Annotated in this window: 19 protein-coding genes; 10 read left to right on the top strand and 9 right to left on the bottom strand. The window is 63.2% G+C overall.

Going from position 1 to position 15,071, the window contains the following annotated elements; translation table 11 throughout:
• Nucleotides 1–14: 14 nt before the first annotated feature.
• The 3 genes from yghU to SZ64_RS07760 form a co-directional block, all read right to left on the bottom strand.
• Nucleotides 15–887 carry a glutathione-dependent disulfide-bond oxidoreductase gene (yghU, locus tag SZ64_RS07770; protein WP_054530291.1) on the bottom strand — a complete coding sequence of 291 codons (873 nt, stop codon included), beginning with the start codon at nt 885–887 and terminating at the stop codon, nt 15–17.
• A 107-nt stretch (nt 888–994) separates the two neighbouring features.
• Nucleotides 995–1,291, bottom strand: coding sequence for a LysR family transcriptional regulator (locus tag SZ64_RS07765; RefSeq protein ID WP_054530290.1), 297 nt, complete (start codon nt 1,289–1,291; stop codon nt 995–997).
• Nucleotides 1,292–1,400: 109 nt separating this feature from the next.
• Nucleotides 1,401–1,919: a hypothetical protein gene (locus tag SZ64_RS07760; protein WP_054530289.1), complete on the bottom strand. Its 519-nt coding sequence runs from the start codon at nt 1,917–1,919 to the stop codon at nt 1,401–1,403.
• 69 nt (nt 1,920–1,988) lie between these two features.
• On the opposite strand from SZ64_RS07760, the gene modA reads away from it, so the two are divergent.
• The 5 genes from modA (at nt 1,989) to SZ64_RS07735 (ending at nt 6,621) form a co-directional block, all read left to right on the top strand.
• Entirely contained in the window at nt 1,989–2,774 is a 786-nt protein-coding gene (gene modA, locus SZ64_RS07755; RefSeq protein ID WP_054530288.1) for a molybdate ABC transporter substrate-binding protein, read from the top strand.
• 19 nt (nt 2,775–2,793) lie between these two features.
• Nucleotides 2,794–3,498, top strand: coding sequence for a molybdate ABC transporter permease subunit (modB, locus tag SZ64_RS07750; protein ID WP_054530287.1), 705 nt, complete (start codon nt 2,794–2,796; stop codon nt 3,496–3,498).
• Nucleotides 3,488–4,126, top strand: a complete 639-nt coding sequence (locus SZ64_RS07745; protein ID WP_054532153.1) for an ATP-binding cassette domain-containing protein — start codon at nt 3,488–3,490, stop codon at nt 4,124–4,126. The genes modB and SZ64_RS07745 overlap by 11 nt, the downstream gene beginning before the upstream one ends.
• Nucleotides 4,127–4,159: 33 nt before the next feature.
• The gene (locus tag SZ64_RS07740) at nt 4,160–5,335 is read left to right on the top strand and encodes an NAD(P)/FAD-dependent oxidoreductase (RefSeq protein ID WP_054530286.1); all 1,176 of its coding nucleotides are present in this window, start codon (nt 4,160–4,162) and stop codon (nt 5,333–5,335) included.
• Between the two features lie 401 nt (nt 5,336–5,736).
• The gene (locus SZ64_RS07735; RefSeq protein WP_162225085.1) at nt 5,737–6,621 is read left to right on the top strand and encodes a hypothetical protein; all 885 of its coding nucleotides are present in this window, start codon (nt 5,737–5,739) and stop codon (nt 6,619–6,621) included.
• Nucleotides 6,622–6,971: 350 nt separating this feature from the next.
• Here the strand turns inward: SZ64_RS07735 and SZ64_RS07730 are convergent, their stop codons facing one another.
• The 5 genes from SZ64_RS07730 to SZ64_RS07710 all read right to left on the bottom strand — a co-directional run bounded on the left by SZ64_RS07730 (nt 6,972) and on the right by SZ64_RS07710 (nt 11,022).
• Complete coding sequence (locus SZ64_RS07730) at nt 6,972–7,361, bottom strand: DUF6334 family protein (protein ID WP_054530284.1); 390 nt, start codon at nt 7,359–7,361, stop codon at nt 6,972–6,974.
• Between the two features lie 51 nt (nt 7,362–7,412).
• Nucleotides 7,413–8,366, bottom strand: a complete 954-nt coding sequence (locus SZ64_RS07725) for a rhodanese-related sulfurtransferase (RefSeq protein ID WP_054530283.1) — start codon at nt 8,364–8,366, stop codon at nt 7,413–7,415.
• 23 nt (nt 8,367–8,389) lie between these two features.
• Complete coding sequence (locus SZ64_RS07720) at nt 8,390–9,487, bottom strand: branched-chain amino acid aminotransferase (RefSeq protein WP_054530282.1); 1,098 nt, start codon at nt 9,485–9,487, stop codon at nt 8,390–8,392.
• A gap of 544 nt (nt 9,488–10,031) precedes the next feature.
• On the bottom strand, nt 10,032–10,226 hold the full coding sequence (locus tag SZ64_RS07715; RefSeq protein WP_054530281.1) for a hypothetical protein: 195 nt from the start codon (nt 10,224–10,226) through the stop codon (nt 10,032–10,034).
• Nucleotides 10,227–10,461: 235 nt separating this feature from the next.
• On the bottom strand, nt 10,462–11,022 hold the full coding sequence (locus tag SZ64_RS07710) for a hypothetical protein (RefSeq protein WP_156313570.1): 561 nt from the start codon (nt 11,020–11,022) through the stop codon (nt 10,462–10,464).
• A 66-nt stretch (nt 11,023–11,088) separates the two neighbouring features.
• Between SZ64_RS07710 and SZ64_RS07705 the strand changes: the two genes are divergently transcribed.
• From SZ64_RS07705 to SZ64_RS07695, 3 genes are all read left to right on the top strand, one after another.
• A complete protein-coding gene (locus tag SZ64_RS07705) occupies nt 11,089–11,826 on the top strand; it encodes a TlyA family RNA methyltransferase (RefSeq protein ID WP_054530279.1) in 738 nt (245 codons plus the stop codon).
• A 130-nt stretch (nt 11,827–11,956) separates the two neighbouring features.
• Nucleotides 11,957–12,511 carry a TspO/MBR family protein gene (locus tag SZ64_RS07700; protein ID WP_054530278.1) on the top strand — a complete coding sequence of 185 codons (555 nt, stop codon included), beginning with the start codon at nt 11,957–11,959 and terminating at the stop codon, nt 12,509–12,511.
• A gap of 37 nt (nt 12,512–12,548) precedes the next feature.
• Nucleotides 12,549–12,803, top strand: coding sequence for an accessory factor UbiK family protein (locus SZ64_RS07695; protein WP_054530277.1), 255 nt, complete (start codon nt 12,549–12,551; stop codon nt 12,801–12,803).
• A 32-nt stretch (nt 12,804–12,835) separates the two neighbouring features.
• Here SZ64_RS07695 and SZ64_RS07690 read toward each other — a convergent pair whose 3' ends face one another.
• Nucleotides 12,836–13,309: a DUF983 domain-containing protein gene (locus tag SZ64_RS07690; protein ID WP_054532152.1), complete on the bottom strand. Its 474-nt coding sequence runs from the start codon at nt 13,307–13,309 to the stop codon at nt 12,836–12,838.
• 97 nt (nt 13,310–13,406) lie between these two features.
• Between SZ64_RS07690 and SZ64_RS07685 the strand changes: the two genes are divergently transcribed.
• Both SZ64_RS07685 and leuB read left to right on the top strand, forming a co-directional pair.
• Nucleotides 13,407–14,009 carry a recombination protein O N-terminal domain-containing protein gene (locus SZ64_RS07685; RefSeq protein WP_054530276.1) on the top strand — a complete coding sequence of 201 codons (603 nt, stop codon included), beginning with the start codon at nt 13,407–13,409 and terminating at the stop codon, nt 14,007–14,009.
• A complete protein-coding gene (leuB, locus tag SZ64_RS07680) occupies nt 14,006–15,064 on the top strand; it encodes a 3-isopropylmalate dehydrogenase (RefSeq protein ID WP_054530275.1) in 1,059 nt (352 codons plus the stop codon). Before SZ64_RS07685 ends, leuB begins: the two co-directional genes overlap by 4 nt.
• Nucleotides 15,065–15,071 lie beyond the last annotated feature (7 nt).

The following is a 15,071-nucleotide window of genomic DNA, read 5'->3' as shown; positions in this document are numbered from 1 at the left end:
ATACCCGTCCTTCCTCAGAGGAGATCGGGGCGCTTGCGGATCGGATCGAACAGCGACTGGTCCAGTGCCTCGAAATCCGCGGCCGAATGGCGTTCGGCCATCGCTTGCGTATTGACGAGCCGGCCACGGATGGCGCCCGGACGCGCGTCGATTGCGCGGATCCAGCGGCCGACATTTTCATACTCGTCGAGGCTGAGGAAAATGTCACAGCGATTATAGGCGCCGTGATAGAGGTTTCCCAGCCAGGTGTAGGCGGCGATGTCGGCGATCGTGTAATCACTGCCCGCAAGATATTCGGTCCTGGCAAGCTGCATATCGGCCACCGCGAACAGGCGCTTGGTTTCCATCGCATAGCGGTCAATCGGGTATTTGTAGCGTTCCGGGGCGTAGACATAGAAATGCCCGAAGCCGCCCCCCATCGAAGGCGCGCTACCCATCTGCCACATCAGCCAGCTCAGCGTTTCGGCGCGGGCGGGCTGGGCCTTGGGCAGGAGGTAGTCGAACTTCTCGGCCAAGTGCAGCAGGATCGAGCCGGATTCGAACACGCGGAACCGCTCCGGTCCGGACTTGTCGAGTAGGGCAGGGATCTTCGAATTCGGATTGAGGTCCACGAAGCCGGACCAGAACTGATTGCCTTCGAAGATCTTGATCAACCAGGCATCGTATTCGGCATCGGAAAAGCCCGCTTCCAGCAGTTCTTCGAACATGATGGTGACTTTCACCCCGTTAGGAGTGCCGAGCGAATAGAGCTGGAACGGGTGATCTCCCTCCGGCAACACATGATCTTCGCGCGCGCCGGCGGTCGGGCGGTTGATGCCGGCGAACTGGCCGCCATTCTCGGGATCGAAGGTCCAGACCTTGGGCGGAGTATAGGTGTCGTCGGACATGGCGCGGCTCTCCTGCGAGGGGGTTTGTTGACTCTGTCGCGTTAGATGGGACTGCAGGGGCGCGAGGGCAAGCGATGCTTTGCTTGGGGCGCGCCAAGATGCGGTTTTCAGGCTTTGAGTGCCCGTGTCAGCATGTCGAGCGCCTCGCCCTGAGCGCCATTTTCAGCCATTTCCACGACTTTGCGATAGGCCTCTCGGATGTCGCGACCCAGTTCGGTGACTTTAGCTCCGGCTTGCTGTCCGCCGCCGGGATGTGTTTCCACCAGAGGCTTGGCAAAGCAGCGGTTCATGGCGTCCACCAGCAACCAGGCTCGGCGGTAGCTCATGCCCATGGAACGCGCGGCGGCGGAAATAGACCCGCTCGCTTCGATCGCGTCGAGCAGATCGGCCTTGCCCGGCCCCATCGCGATCTCGTCGCCCAGATAAATCTGCAGCTTCAGCTTTAGGGTAACGATCTGCGCTCTCCCGCCTGTCCGGTGGGAGAGTAGCCGATTGCGCGGTGAATTGCAGCCGTCAGGGCGCCTTTATCATCAGCCGGCTGGCATCCACCTGCGCGGCTGAAAGCTCGATGCGATAGGTTCCGGGTTGCAGCGGGAAGTGGACGATCTTGCCAATGCCCGAACAATCCGGCCCGTGGCCATGGGCGGAAGATTCGACCACGCCCTTTGCGCCGATCACATCGATCCACATCGGGTCGGCCACGGTGATGAGATAAGTGCCCGCACTTGGCGCCGAGAAGGTCAGTACTGCGCCCATGCTGCCTTCGGGCAGTTCCTTGCCGTCGAACCCGGTCAGCGCCACTTCGGAGACGGGGGCGAGCGCGAAGTTCCAGGCGGTTCCGACAGCGATCTCGCCGCTGTCAGGCGCGGAGGAGGGGGTTTCCCAGCCGCTCCATTCTGCCGGAACGGGCACGGGTGCGTCGCAGGCAGGGGGCTGCCACTTATCCTCGGCCGCCCAGACAGGAGATGCCGAAGCGACGGAAACGAATGCCACCATGGCAACGGTAATCATGGAACGGGGAACCAAGAACATGCTCCTGCCTTGCTATATCGCGGTGTATATAGCATAGGCGGACGCGTTCGCGTCAACCGAAAGCCAGCTATGCAGCGCATTTTTGTCCGCCTCCTTCCGATCTTTGCCGCTGCAATTCTCACGGCCTGTTCCGGGGCGCAGAAGGAAGAGGCTGGCGGCCCCATCGTGTTGGCTGCCGCGAGCCTGCAGGAATCGCTGGAAGAAGCCGCAGACGCCTGGGCAAAGGAAGGCCATCCGCGCCCGGTGCTGAGCTTTGCCGCCACTTCCGCGCTCGCCCGACAGGTGCAGCAAGGCGCCCCGGCGGACCTGTTCATTTCCGCCGACGAAGAGTGGATGGACACGTTGGAAGATGAAAAGTTGATCGAACCCGGCACGCGCAGGACCCTGCTGGGCAACAGCCTGGTGCTGATCAAGCCTGCGGCGAGCGATGCCCGCTTCGATCTCGCAGACCGTCCCGGCCTTCTCGTGGCCCTGAGCAAGGGGCCGCTGGCTCTGGCCGATCCTGAGGCAGTTCCGGCGGGGAAATATGCAAAGGCTGCTCTGGCCAGTCTTGGCCTGTGGGGCGATGTCGAAGGCAAGATCGTGCAGGCCGAGAACGTCCGCGCGGCACTTGCGCTGGTGGAACGGGGCGAGGCGGCGCTGGGCGTTGTCTATGGCAGCGATGCCATGGCGAGCGACAAGGTGCGCATTATCGCCACCTTCCCGGCTGACAGCCATCCGCCGATCCTCTATCCGATTGGCCAGATCAAGGCATCCACGAACCCGGAGGCGGCTGCATTCCGCGAATTTCTGGCAAGCGGCGCAGCAATGACGATCTTCGAACGTCACGGCTTTACGCCACCCGGCGCCAATTGACGCCGCAGGGCATTTCTCCATGCTGAGTGCGGCGGAATGGGCGATTGTCGGCCTGTCGCTGAAGGTCAGTCTGGTGGCGATGGCGGCCACCTTGCCCGTGGCATATGGGCTGGCCTGGCTGCTCGCGCGGAAGCGTTTTCCCGGCATCCTGCTGCTCGATGCGCTGGTCCACTTGCCCTTGGTCGTCCCCCCGGTAGTGACCGGCTGGCTGTTGCTGATCCTGTTCGGCCGCAACGGGCCGGCAGGGGCCTTTCTGGAGGAATATCTGGGCATTGTGCTGGTGTTCCGCTGGACCGGCGCGGCGCTGGCGGCGGCGATTATGGCGTTGCCCCTGATGGTCCGCGCGATCCGGCTTTCGATCGAGGCTGTGGACCGACGGCTGGAAGAAGCAGCGCGCACTCTGGGCGCAAGGCCGCTCTGGGCCTTCGCCACGGTGACGCTGCCATTGTCCGTTCCGGGCATTCTGGCCGGCTGCGTGCTGGGCTTTGCGCGCTCTATCGGCGAATTCGGTGCCACGATCACTTTCGCCTCCAACATTCCGGGCGAGACGCGAACCTTGCCGCTGGCGATCTACACCGGCCTGCAAATGCCGGGCGGGGAAGAGATGGTGACGCGGCTGGCGCTGATCTCGGTCGGTCTGTCCATCGCGGCGCTGGTTGCCAGCGAATGGCTGGTGCGCCGCAGTGGGGCGCGGCTGGGGCAGGGGGGCGGCCATGTCCTCTGAACCCTGTTTCGAGATCAAGCTGGCCCGCCGGATCGGCGATATACGGATTGATCTGAACGCGGTCTCTTACGCGCCGCTCACGGCGCTGACAGGCGCGTCCGGCGCGGGCAAGACGACAACGCTCAATTGCATCGCGGGCCTGCTGAAGCCGGAAAGCGGGCGGATCGTGGTCGGCGGGCGGGTGCTGTTCGATTCCGCGCTGAAGATAAACCTGGCGCCGGAAAAACGCCGCGTCGGCTATGTTTTCCAGCAAGGGCGGCTGTTCCCGCATATGAATGTGGCGGCCAACCTTGCTTATGGCGAGAAGCTGCATGCGCCGGAGGAACGCTGGATCACTCAGGATGAAGTGGTCGATTTTCTGGGCATCGGCCACCTGCTCGACCGGCCGCCTGCCACGCTTTCGGGCGGGGAAGTGCGCCGGGTCACCATCGGGCGCGCCCTGCTTTCCGCGCCGAAATTCCTGCTGATGGACGAACCGCTCACCTCGCTCGATGCCGCACGGGGTGAGGAGATTTTGCGCGTGGTGGAACGTATCCGCGATGAGCTGGCCTTGCCGGTCCTCTATGTCAGCCACGACATGGCTGAAGTGGAACGCCTGACCGGCAGTGTGATCCGGCTGGGGGCCTAGGCGGCGGGCCGCGCGCCCGCTAGGGGCACTGCCATGGCCGGTGAATTCGATGCAATCATTTTGGGGGCTGGCGCGGCCGGCATGATGGCGGCAGCCACGGCCGGGCAACGCGGCAGGCGGGTGCTGCTGCTCGACCATGCCGATGCACCGGGTAAGAAGATCCTGATTTCCGGCGGCGGGCGGTGCAATTTCACCAATATCCACACCGCGCCGGATCGCTATCTCTCGCAGAACCCGCATTTCGCCAAATCGGCGCTGGGCCGCTATTCGCCGCAGGACTTTCTCGCGCTGGTCGATAGCTACGGCATCGCCTGGCACGAGAAGACGCTGGGCCAGCTCTTCTGCGACGGCTCCGCGCGGCAGATCGTGGATATGCTGCTGGCGGAATGCGCCAAGGGCAGAGTGGAATTGCGCTGCAACGCGCCGGTGAGTGAGGTTTCCCACGCCGATGGGGTCTTTCGCGTCACTGCCGGGGGCGAGACGGCAAGCGCGCCCGCACTGGTGATCGCCACGGGCGGCCCGTCGATCCCCAAGATGGGCGCGAGTGGCTTTGCCTATGATCTCGCCCGGCAATTCGGCCTCAAGGTGGTGGAACCGCGCCCCGCGCTGGTGCCCCTCACCTTGCCGGGGGACGAAGCCCTGTTCCGCGAGCTTTCCGGCGTTTCGGCCGAAGTGATCGCGCGCTGCGGCAAGGCTGCCTTTCGCGAGGCGGCTTTGTTCACTCATCGCGGGCTGTCCGGTCCGGCGATCCTGCAAGTGTCCTCCTTCTGGCGGCGCGGCGAGGAAGTGGGCATCGATTTTCTGCCTGATCTTGGCGAAGGCTGGCTGGCAGACGCCAAGCGCGCCCGCCCGCGCGCTGGCCTGCGCAGTGTGCTGGGCGAATATCTGCCTGACCGGCTGGCCACGGTGCTGGCCGAGAAGCTGGGGCTGGAGCGGGAACTCGGCAATCTGTCCGACAAGGCACTGGCTGAGGCCGCGCGGAGGCTGGCTGACTGGCGCTTCCGGCCCAATGGCAGCGAAGGTTTCGCCAAGGCCGAAGTAACCATCGGGGGCATCAGCACGGCGGAGCTTTCCTCCAAGACCTTAGAAGCGCGCAAGCTGCCGGGCCTCTATGCCATTGGCGAGGCAGTGGACGTGACCGGCTGGTTGGGCGGCTATAATTTCCAATGGGCCTGGGCCAGCGCGAAGGCGGCGGGGCAGGCGATCTAGGCGGGCCGGTTCGGGCGAGCGTGTCACCTTTGGTGTTACACGGAACGACCCTCGAAACCTCTTGTGTAACACCCCCTGTGTGCCGCAGTTTCGAGCCGTTTTTCGGCATCAGGCGCGCGGCGGAGTGTGACCTTTCGTTTTTGCTTTTTTGTGGCCGTTCCAGCCGACCTTTCCAGACCGGGCGGAGGGAGGCGGAGGGAGGCGGGGAGGGGCGTAGCGAGGTAAGGCATCGAGCAGGATAAACGCCATTTGCCACGATGTAGGAAAGTGATTTCTCGCCCCCGTCATCCTGAACTTGTTTGTGCAAGCACAGCATCGCTTCCAGGATATATTTCTCCAGATTTGGCCGTAGTTTTGGGGGAAGAGATGGATGCTGAAACAAGTTCAGCATGACGAGTATAGTGATTTCCGCTTCCCATCCCAATCTTGCCGAATGCCGCCATTCCGGACACGACAACAAAGCCGCCGTTGGCCCAGCGCACAGCCTATGGCATTGGATGATTATGCATTCGCATCGGAATTCGACACGCCGCAACCGAAACATCGGCACAGCGAAGCAGGGGCATGGCCAGAACAATGCACTTGTGATCCCCAGTAGGACTGATGGTCTTTACTGGCTTGATCGGATTGGTGATCACTGTGTGGAAGATCGCGTAATTGCTGACCGAACGGTTCGCTTTATCATCGAAACGAATACTCTGGACTGCATCCATCCTTGCACAGTTGACGATGTAGCGCGTGTTCTCAAGGCATTGCCTCAAAGTGACTGGGCCGGATTACAGACGTTTGTTTTTCGTCAACCTACACGCAAACAACTCATCCTGTCCCCTGTCTGGGGCCGGCTGCTCTACTACTCCGAAATAGCGACTGCTCAGGGGAGACCCCTTGCGAAGGGGCCGGTGATCTTTCTCGACGCAATCCAGGTCAGCAAGCCCCTGATCTGGAGCACATCATTAGATCAAGATGATAGCCTGGAATTGGACCGACTTCGGGCCGATGGGCATGATGTTCAGAGATTAGGGCGGAAATTCAGCATTTCCGTGACAGCATCGTCTGCACGAAACACCCAGCTCCACAGAACCCTTCTGCATGAGATTGGCCATTGGTTCGACTGGTTGTCAAAGGTTGAAGAGCCAGCGGCCAAAGGGGGTGTTTGGGAGAGTTTGGAGCGGGACTACTTTGCGAGGCCAAAGGCTGAAAGAGAGGCATTTGCGCACCGTTACGCCGATGCTCAGCGTATGCTCCTTGAAGAAATGGGCATCATTCCATTCGACCGAATTGAATGAGGAGACGGACGGCAGGTTTCCACCCCATTCCTGCCGGTTGAACGTCGCCTTGAGGCAAACGAAAGCTGACGGGTTCGAATGTGTGCGGGATACTCCAACATCCGCTCGTCCTGAGCCTGTCGAAGGACACGCGCGACGGTAGTTCCGGGAAAAATCCAGCTGGGCCAGTTCGCGCTGAGAAGGCGACGGAGCTGCTCAATGGTCAAATGGCAGCGCGTGTCCTTCGACAGGCTCAGGACGAGCGGGCGGGGTGATTGCGGAAAAGGAGCCTTGTTCGACCCTTAGCTCCGCCGCCTAACCCTCAACCCCGAAGCTCGCGCCCACATGCGCCTCGCCGCGGGCGTGGCCGTTCAGCCTGCTATCGACGTAATTCGCATGCAATGGAGCGCGGAAGCTATTCCTGTGAAACTGTAGGCGGGATCGATTCCATCTAACGCGAACGAGAAGCAATCCAGATAGCCGCGAAAATTTCGTCCTATCCAGCACCAGCCAAGCTTGTGGGACACGGCACCTTGTAGTTGCGGAAGCGTCTGCCATCCCTCAACTGCACCGTCGAACGGTTCAAGTGTGACTATCACCTCATCGGTATCCGGGTTCACCCTCAGGATCACAGCGGAGGAGTCCAGCTTCAATGCAAGCTCTTTGCATTCAAGACTGCCGTCATCAAGGCAGCGCGCCCCCTTGGCAAACACGCCTGCCACGGTAGCACCTTCAACTTCTTCCCAGTCAAACTGAAGCATAATTGCCTGATTGTTCGTCCGAAAAGTCTGGCAGGAAAGAGTGCCCGCCGCCTAACCCTCAACCCCGAAGCTCGCGCCCACATGCGCTTCACCCCTTGCGCGGGCGAGTAGTTCCTGGCGGTGGCGTTCGGCGTAGCTGGCGCGCTGTTCCTCGTCGCGTTCGGCGTGGCAGGCGGGGCAGCTGACGCCCTCAACATAGAGCGGCGAGGCTTTGTCTTCCGCGCTCACCGGGCGGCGGCAGGCGTGGCATAGGTCGTAGCTGCCCGGCGCGAGGCCGTGGGAGACGGTAACGCGCTGGTCGAAGACGAAGCATTCGCCTTCCCACAGGCTTTCTTCGGCGGGCACGGTTTCCAGATATTTGAGGATGCCGCCTTTGAGGTGGAACACCTCTTCCACACCCTCGGCCTTGAGGAAGGCGGTGGATTTCTCGCAGCGGATGCCGCCGGTGCAATACATCGCCACCTTGGGCGCCTTGCCTTCTCCCAGCAGGCGCTCGCGCTCGGCGCGGAACCAGGCGGGGAAATCGCGGAAAGTGGCGGTCTGCGGGTCGATCGCGCCGTGGAATTTGCCCACGGCCACCTCGTAATCGTTGCGCGTGTCGATCACGATGGTTTCGGGATCGCTGATCAGCGCGTTCCAGTCTTCCGCCGGGACATAGGTGCCCACGTTGGCGAGCGGATCGATATCCGGCTCGCCCATAGTGACGATTTCCTTCTTCAGCCGCACTTTCATGCGGTGGAAGGGCATGGCCGGGGCGCGGGAATATTTGACGTCCAGCCCCGCGCAGCCGGGCAGGGCGCGGACATGGCCGATCACGCGGGCAATCGCATTGTCGCTGCCCGCGATGGTGCCGTTGATGCCCTCATGCGCCAGCAGCAGGGTGCCCTTTACGCCCAGCTCTTCGCACAGGGCGAGCAGCGGTTCGCGCAGGGCCTTGTGGTCTGCGAAGGGCGTGAACTGGTAGAGCGCCGCGACGCAGACCGGCAGAGAAGTTTCCTCGGGCATGTCAGCCACCGGGGCGGTTCCGCTCAGTCCAGCCGGGTTACCCAGCCATGGGTGTCAGGCACGGTGCCGCGCTGGATGCCCACCAGCTTCTCGCGCAGCTTGCTCGTCATCTGGCCGGGGCCGCCCGAACCGATGGTGAATTCGCCATCATGGCCAGCGACCTTGCCCACCGGAGTAACCACCGCAGCCGTGCCGCAGGCGAAGGTTTCAACCAGCTTGCCGCTTTCGGCGTCGGCACGCCATTGATCGAGCGAATAGCGTTCCTCGCTCACCGTAAGGCCTTCCTCGCGGGCGAGGGCCAGCAGGCTGTCGCGCGTGATGCCGGGCAGGATCGTGCCGGTCAGCGGCGGGGTGACCATGCGCCCGTCCTCGAACACGAAGAACAGGTTCATGCCGCCCAGTTCCTCGATATATTTATGCTCTGCCGCATCGAGGAACACGACCTGATCGTGCCCGCGGGCAATGGCTTCTGCCTGCGGAACAAGGCTGGCTGCATAATTGCCGCCGCACTTGGCTGCACCGGTGCCGCCGGGGGCCGCGCGCGTATAATCGCTCGACACCCAGATCGAGACGGCAGGCGCGCCCGACTTGAAGTAATTGCCCGCCGGGCTGGCGATCACCAGGAACTTGTACTGCTTGGCCGGGCGCACGCCCAGGAAGGGTTCCGAAGCGAACATGAAGGGGCGCAGATAGAGCGAGCCGCCTTCCACGCTGGGGAACCAGTCCGCATCGGCGGCGACGAGTTCGCGCACGGCGCCGATGAAGGTTTCTTCCGGGATTTCCGGCATGGCAAGGCGCTTGGCGGATTCGTTGAAGCGCCGGGCATTGGCATCGGGGCGGAACAGGGCAGTGCCACCGTCCGACAGGCGATAGGCCTTCAGCCCTTCGAAGATTTCCTGCGCGTAATGCAGAACGGCGGCAGCGGGATCGAGCAGGATCGGCTCGCGCGGGCCTACCTTCGCATTGTGCCAGCCCAGCCCGTCGGTCCAGTCAATCGATACCATGTGGTCCGAAAACAGGGTGCCGAAGCCGGGATTGGCGAGGGCGCTGTTACGTTCCGCCAGCCCCATGGGGGCCGGGTGAGGCAGGCGATTGAATTCGACGGCGGGAAAATCGGCCATGGGAAGGTTTAACTCCGGTTGATCCGGGCGGTTAAACCTAAATCCGCAGGCGGTGCAAGTGCGAGTAAAGTTGCCATTGTAACGGGTGCGGAGGCGGAGTTTCGCCGCCATTTGCCCAGATATGTGAAAACCCGCCCCGGCGGACCGGGAGCGGGTTTTCGCATGGTCAGCGGCCGGAAGTGCCGCTCACGGAGCCTTTATCGTTGCTGCTGGATTTAACGATAATGCTCCGCGCGGAAAATAACCGACCTCCCTGCTGAACCATGAGACATCGGATCACCTCCTTTCGCGCTGTTGAGCCAAAGTCGCCGTTTTTTGCGGCTGGGCCCGCGGTCTCGCGTGCCTTGCCCTCAATGTGAGTCATGACGCGCCGCAACACAAGTCTTGCAAATATGTTTTTCCCCGTCAGAATTGAGCGCTTGTGGCAAGGTGCAGACGGTGCCCGCCCAACCCCCGGAAAACCTTGCTGAAACGACAACCGCCACACCCCTTTCGAGGCGTGGCGGAAGCGGTCGTGTTGGTGACGGATTTGCGCAGAAACGGCTTAATTGCCGGGATCTTCGCTGGGAGTCGTGGTCGGCTCTTCGGTCGGTGCGGGCGTTGCCGGTTCAGTCGGGGCGGCAGTGTCATCCGGCGCCGGAGCGGGCGCTTCCTGTGCGTAGGCGGCGCTCAGTGCGAAAGGGGCGAGAAGGGCGAGAGCAGCCTTGCTGGCGGCCATTGTCGTGATTGTCTTGGACATGTGAACTCCTGAAACATGGGGGCAAGGAACGGCCTTGCGAACGGATAAGTCCGATCTTTCCGTTGGTTGGGCATCAGGAATGCGATGTTTCGAGCATTTGTAGGGATAGGCGCAGATCGCCGCGCGACTCGCCGTCAGGCGCGAACGGTTCACGCTGAACCGTCCGTCGCAAAAGAGCGGGAATGAAGAATCGGGCGGAAAATATGCGAACGAATCGCCAAATCGAGTCGCGCTTTTAGCGGCAATCCTCGATCACGCGGGTCACTTCCGGCCAACTGGGGATATACAGCGTCGGCTCTCCGCCGGTTTCGACGGCGAAGCGGCCTTTGCTGATCGCCATGGCGTCAAGCAGGGCATCGTTTGCTGAAAGATCAGCCGCCAGCAGGGTTTCGATGGACCCTTGGCGCGGCTGCGCGTCCAGCAGGCGTTCCGCGCTTTCAGCCCGGATTCGCATCGGCTGGCTGCGGCTCTGCGCGCTGACGCGGCCGATGGAGATGGTGCGAGTTGCCGGATCGCAGCGCATCACGAAGCCGAAGTCGGTGTCGCTTCGGCCATAGACGGCATAGCTGAACGGGCCGACCTTCTTGTAGAACCAGTCTCCGGGGCTGCGCGGCGCGTCCATCCAGTTTTCATGGGCCTGAGTAGGCACCGGCGCCGGGGTCGGTGCTGGCACCGGGGGCGGTGCAGGCGTGGGGCTGGGCAGCGGCGCCGGGGCCGGAGCGGGCGGCACGGCGGCAGGAACGCAGGCGCCAAGTGCGGCGGCGGGCAGGCAGGCGGCAAGACAGCGAAGTTTCATCGCTGGCATCCTTGGCTTAAACCCGGCGCTGGCTCAAGCGCGCGCTGGGCGCTATCGGCTGCGTTCATGGCGGGAAAACAACGTATCGACCAATTGCTGGTGGCCCGGGGCCTCGCGGAAAGCCGTGCGCGCGCACAGGCGCTGGTGATGGCGGGCCTTGTCTATCTGGGCGAGGCGAAGGTCTCCAAGCCGGGGCAGCAAGTCGCCGAAGACGCCGATGTGACCGTGCGTGGCCGCGATCATCCCTGGGTCAGCCGGGGCGGGATCAAGCTGGCCCACGCCATTGAGCATTTCGGATTGGACCCGTCAGGCGCAGTGGCGATGGACATCGGTAGCTCGACCGGCGGGTTCACCGATGTGCTGCTGTCCAAGGGGGCGGAGCGGGTCTTCGCGGTCGATTCCGGCACCAACCAGCTCGCCTGGAAATTGCGGCAGGATCCGCGCGTAACCGTGCTGGAACAGACCAGCGCGCGCATCCTCACGCCCGAGCAGATCGACGCGCCGTGCAACTGGGTTGTTTGCGATGCCAGTTTCATTTCCCTGCATAAGGTATTGGAAGTGCCGCTGAAACTGGCTGCGCCGCAATGCCGCCTCGTCGCTCTCATCAAGCCGCAATTTGAAGTGGGAAAGGGCGAGGTCGGCAAGGGCGGCGTCGTGCGCGATCCGGCGCTGCACCAGCGCGTGTGCGACGAAGTGCGCGAATGGCTGGAGGGCGATGGCTGGCAGATCGACGGGATCGTCGAAAGCCCGATCACCGGGCCGGAAGGCAATGTGGAATTCCTGATCGCCGCGCAGCGGGGGTAAGGGGCGGGCGCAGGGTGGCCGGCGTAAAGCGAAATTCACCGTTCCGCCCCGCTTTGGGAACAGTGTCACGCGCGCGATTGCCCCCGGAGCCACCTGCCGCCAATATCCGGTCAACCGAATCGGAGTTCGCATGACCGTTCTCGCCTCGCGCGCGCAGCTGAGGGCTAGTTTCTTCCGCTGGGCGCTCTTCTTCGTACCTGTGGTTCTGCTGCTTGGGTTTCTGTCCGGTGCCGTTTCCGGCTCCGGAGCGGATAATCCTTGGTTCGCTGCGCTTGAAAAGCCCGCGATCTATCCGCCGCCGGTCACTTTCCCGGTGGTGTGGAGCGTGCTTTACGCCCTGATGGGCCTTGCCGCGGCGCTGGTTGCGGCGGCCTGGGGGGCACGGGGGCGCACGGCGGCACTGGTGTTCTTCGTGATCCAGTTCGCGCTCAATCTCGCATGGTCGCCAGTCTTCTTCGGCCTGCATGAAATCCGCTGGGCACTGTATCTGCTGGGCGCGATCGACGTGGCGGTGCTGGTGACGCTGGTGCTTTTCTGGCGAGTACGCTGGCAGGCGGGGGCCCTGCTGCTGCCCTATCTGGCATGGGTCTGCTTCGCGACGCTGCTGAATTACGAGCTGCAGGTGCTGAACCCGCATGCGGATGGCTCGGAATATTCGGGGGCGGTGCAGCGGATCGAACTCTGATCTTGCGCGCCGCGCCGCACGGGACCAAATAGGCGCCATGCAAAGCGACAACCCGATCGTATCCGATTTCGTCAAGCTGATGAACAGCGCCGCCGGCACCTTTGCGGGCATGACCCGCGAAGCGCGCGAGGCTGCGCGTGAACGGATGAAGGGCGCCATGGGCGGCTTCGACTTCATCTCGCGCGAGGAATTCGACGCGGTGAAGGCAATGGCCGCCAAGGCGCGGGAAGAAAACGAAAAACTGGCGGAACGTCTCGCCGCTTTGGAAGAAGCGCTGAAGGCGAAGAAGTAAGGCCGAAGAAGGAGAAGGCTGGCCGCGCAGGCTCAGCCTTCGTTCCGGCTGTTTTCCTCCTCACGGGCGTGGAGCTTGGCCCATAGGCCTTCCGTGCCCGCTTCCTGCGCCTTGTTGACGTATTGCGAGGCCACCAGCCAGCCCTTGATCGGGCGCAGCGGCAGGATGCAGCCCGCCATCATCAGCGGCACCGAGAAGATCAGGTGGACCCAGAACGGCGGGTGGTGCGCAACTTCCAGCCAGACCACCACGAACAGCAGCGGGAAGGCCACGATACATTGCGAGAAGAAGGCCGGCCCGTCATCCGGGGCGGCGAAGCGGTAATCGAGGCCGCAAACATCGCATTTGGTGTTGAGCTTCAGCCACGAGGCAAACATCTTGCCCTTGCCGCAGCAGGGGCAGAGGCCCTTCCAGCCGCAGCGCAAAATCCAGTGGAGCTTGTCGTCGCGGGAAGATGTTTCTGACCGGGCCGAAGGCTCGGGGGCGGGACTCGGGTTCTTGTCCATGCGCGCGCCATACACATCTCCGCCCGCCTTGCCGAACGGATAAGTGACCGTTCGCGAAAGATTTGTGCGGCGCGGCTCGGCCGCCTAAACCGCGCCTATGCAAATCCGTGCCCAGGCGATCCTCTGCGCTTCCCGTCCGCATGGCGAGACTGCAGTGATCGCGCGCCTGCTGAGCGAGGAGCACGGCATGGTGGCCGGCTATGTCGCGGGCGGCAGGGGGCGCACGCTGCGCCCGGTGATGATCCCCGGCAATCTGGTGGACATGGAACTGCGCTGGAAGTCCGAAAGTCAGTTGCCCTTCGCCCGGCTGGAACTGGTGCAGAGCCGCGGGCCTTGGCTTTCCGAGCCTTTACCAGCCGCTGCGATCCAATGGGCCTGCGCGCTTACGGCATCGGCCCTGCCGGAGCGGCAGGCTTATCCTTCGCTCTATCAGGCGCTCGGGGCGTTGCTGGACGCCATCTGCCATGCCCCCTCCGCGCGGGGCTGGGCAGGGGCGATGGCAGCCTATGAGGCGCTGGTATTGCGCGAGCTGGGATATGGCGGAGGCGGGCCACCCCGAAGCGAGACTCTGGCTGAGGCCCTCACCGCGCTGGATGCACTTTCCGCGCCGATTGAGCGCTACCTCCTTGCCGACCGGCGCGGCGATGTTATGGCGGCGCGCGCGATTCTGCGGGACAGATTAGGGCGGATTGATAGATGAAGATTGCTGTGCTTGCCGGTGACGGCATCGGTCCGGAAATCATGGAGCAGGCGTTGGCCGTGCTCGACGCACTGGCTTTGCCGGGCGTGGAACTGATGCATGGCGATGTCGGCGGTATTGGCTACAAGAAGCACGGCCACCCGCTGCCGCCCGAAACGCTGGAAATGGCCAAGGCTGCGGACGCAGTGCTGTTCGGTGCGGTGGGCGATCCTTCCTGCGACAATCTGGAACGCCATCTGCGCCCGGAACAGGCCATTCTCGGCCTGCGTCAGGCGCTGACCCTCTTCGCCAATCTCCGCCCGGCGACGCTGTTCCCCGGCCTTGAGGACATGTCGGCCCTGCGCCCCGAAGTGGCGCGCCAGATCGACCTGCTGATCGTTCGCGAACTGAACGGCGATGTCTATTTCGGCGAAAAGGGCATGCGCACGCTGCATGACGGCCGCCGCCAGGGCTATGACTTCATGTCCTATGCCGAGGATGAGGTGGAGCGGATCGCCCATGTCGCCTTCCGCGCGGCGCAGGGCCGCAAGGGCCGCCTTTGCAGTGTGGACAAGGCCAATGTGCTGGAAACCAGCCAGCTGTGGCGCGACGTGGTGATCGAGATCGCCAAGCAATACCCGGATGTGGAACTCAGCCACATGTATGTGGACAATGCCGCGATGCAGCTGGTCCGCAATCCCGGCCAGTTCGACGTGATCGTGACCGGCAATCTGTTCGGCGACATCCTGTCGGATCAGGCCAGCATGTGCGTGGGTTCCATCGGCCTGCTGGCCAGCGCCTCGCTGGGCGAGAAGCAGACTGCCTATGGCACCAAGGGCCTCTATGAACCGATCCACGGCAGCGCGCCCGATATTGCCGGGCAGGGCAAGGCCAATCCGATGGCCATGATCTTGTCGCTAGCCATGCTGCTGCGCCACTCGCTGGGCCTCGAAGCCGAAGCCGCCCGCGTGGAAGCGGCCGTCGCAAAGGCGCTGGAAGACGGTGTGAAGGGTGCTGACCTTGGCGGCAGCGCCGGCACGGCGGAAATCGGCGCTGCGGTCGTCGCGCGTCTCTGATTTAGTT

It is taken from the genome of Erythrobacter sp. SG61-1L, assembly GCF_001305965.1.
In the GTDB taxonomy this organism is placed as follows: domain Bacteria; phylum Pseudomonadota; class Alphaproteobacteria; order Sphingomonadales; family Sphingomonadaceae; genus Andeanibacterium.
Note: the sequence above shows the minus strand (reverse complement) of the source record. Positions and strands in the feature narration are given on the sequence as shown.

What these genes read in the sequence shown, in the direction of transcription:
- yghU (WP_054530291.1), bottom strand. Translation starts at nt 887, where the DNA reads ATGTCCGACGACACCTATACTCCGCCCAAGGTCTGGACCTTCGATCCC.
- SZ64_RS07765 (WP_054530290.1), bottom strand. Translation starts at nt 1,291, where the DNA reads ATGGGGCCGGGCAAGGCCGATCTGCTCGACGCGATCGAAGCGAGCGGG.
- SZ64_RS07760 (WP_054530289.1), bottom strand. Translation starts at nt 1,919, where the DNA reads ATGTTCTTGGTTCCCCGTTCCATGATTACCGTTGCCATGGTGGCATTC.
- modA (WP_054530288.1), top strand. Translation starts at nt 1,989, where the DNA reads ATGCAGCGCATTTTTGTCCGCCTCCTTCCGATCTTTGCCGCTGCAATT.
- modB (WP_054530287.1), top strand. Translation starts at nt 2,794, where the DNA reads ATGCTGAGTGCGGCGGAATGGGCGATTGTCGGCCTGTCGCTGAAGGTC.
- SZ64_RS07745 (WP_054532153.1), top strand. Translation starts at nt 3,488, where the DNA reads ATGTCCTCTGAACCCTGTTTCGAGATCAAGCTGGCCCGCCGGATCGGC.
- SZ64_RS07740 (WP_054530286.1), top strand. Translation starts at nt 4,160, where the DNA reads ATGGCCGGTGAATTCGATGCAATCATTTTGGGGGCTGGCGCGGCCGGC.
- SZ64_RS07730 (WP_054530284.1), bottom strand. Translation starts at nt 7,361, where the DNA reads ATGCTTCAGTTTGACTGGGAAGAAGTTGAAGGTGCTACCGTGGCAGGC.
- SZ64_RS07725 (WP_054530283.1), bottom strand. Translation starts at nt 8,366, where the DNA reads ATGCCCGAGGAAACTTCTCTGCCGGTCTGCGTCGCGGCGCTCTACCAG.
- SZ64_RS07720 (WP_054530282.1), bottom strand. Translation starts at nt 9,487, where the DNA reads ATGGCCGATTTTCCCGCCGTCGAATTCAATCGCCTGCCTCACCCGGCC.
- SZ64_RS07715 (WP_054530281.1), bottom strand. Translation starts at nt 10,226, where the DNA reads ATGTCCAAGACAATCACGACAATGGCCGCCAGCAAGGCTGCTCTCGCC.
- SZ64_RS07710 (WP_156313570.1), bottom strand. Translation starts at nt 11,022, where the DNA reads ATGAAACTTCGCTGTCTTGCCGCCTGCCTGCCCGCCGCCGCACTTGGC.
- SZ64_RS07705 (WP_054530279.1), top strand. Translation starts at nt 11,089, where the DNA reads ATGGCGGGAAAACAACGTATCGACCAATTGCTGGTGGCCCGGGGCCTC.
- SZ64_RS07700 (WP_054530278.1), top strand. Translation starts at nt 11,957, where the DNA reads ATGACCGTTCTCGCCTCGCGCGCGCAGCTGAGGGCTAGTTTCTTCCGC.
- SZ64_RS07695 (WP_054530277.1), top strand. Translation starts at nt 12,549, where the DNA reads ATGCAAAGCGACAACCCGATCGTATCCGATTTCGTCAAGCTGATGAAC.
- SZ64_RS07690 (WP_054532152.1), bottom strand. Translation starts at nt 13,309, where the DNA reads ATGGACAAGAACCCGAGTCCCGCCCCCGAGCCTTCGGCCCGGTCAGAA.
- SZ64_RS07685 (WP_054530276.1), top strand. Translation starts at nt 13,407, where the DNA reads ATGCAAATCCGTGCCCAGGCGATCCTCTGCGCTTCCCGTCCGCATGGC.
- leuB (WP_054530275.1), top strand. Translation starts at nt 14,006, where the DNA reads ATGAAGATTGCTGTGCTTGCCGGTGACGGCATCGGTCCGGAAATCATG.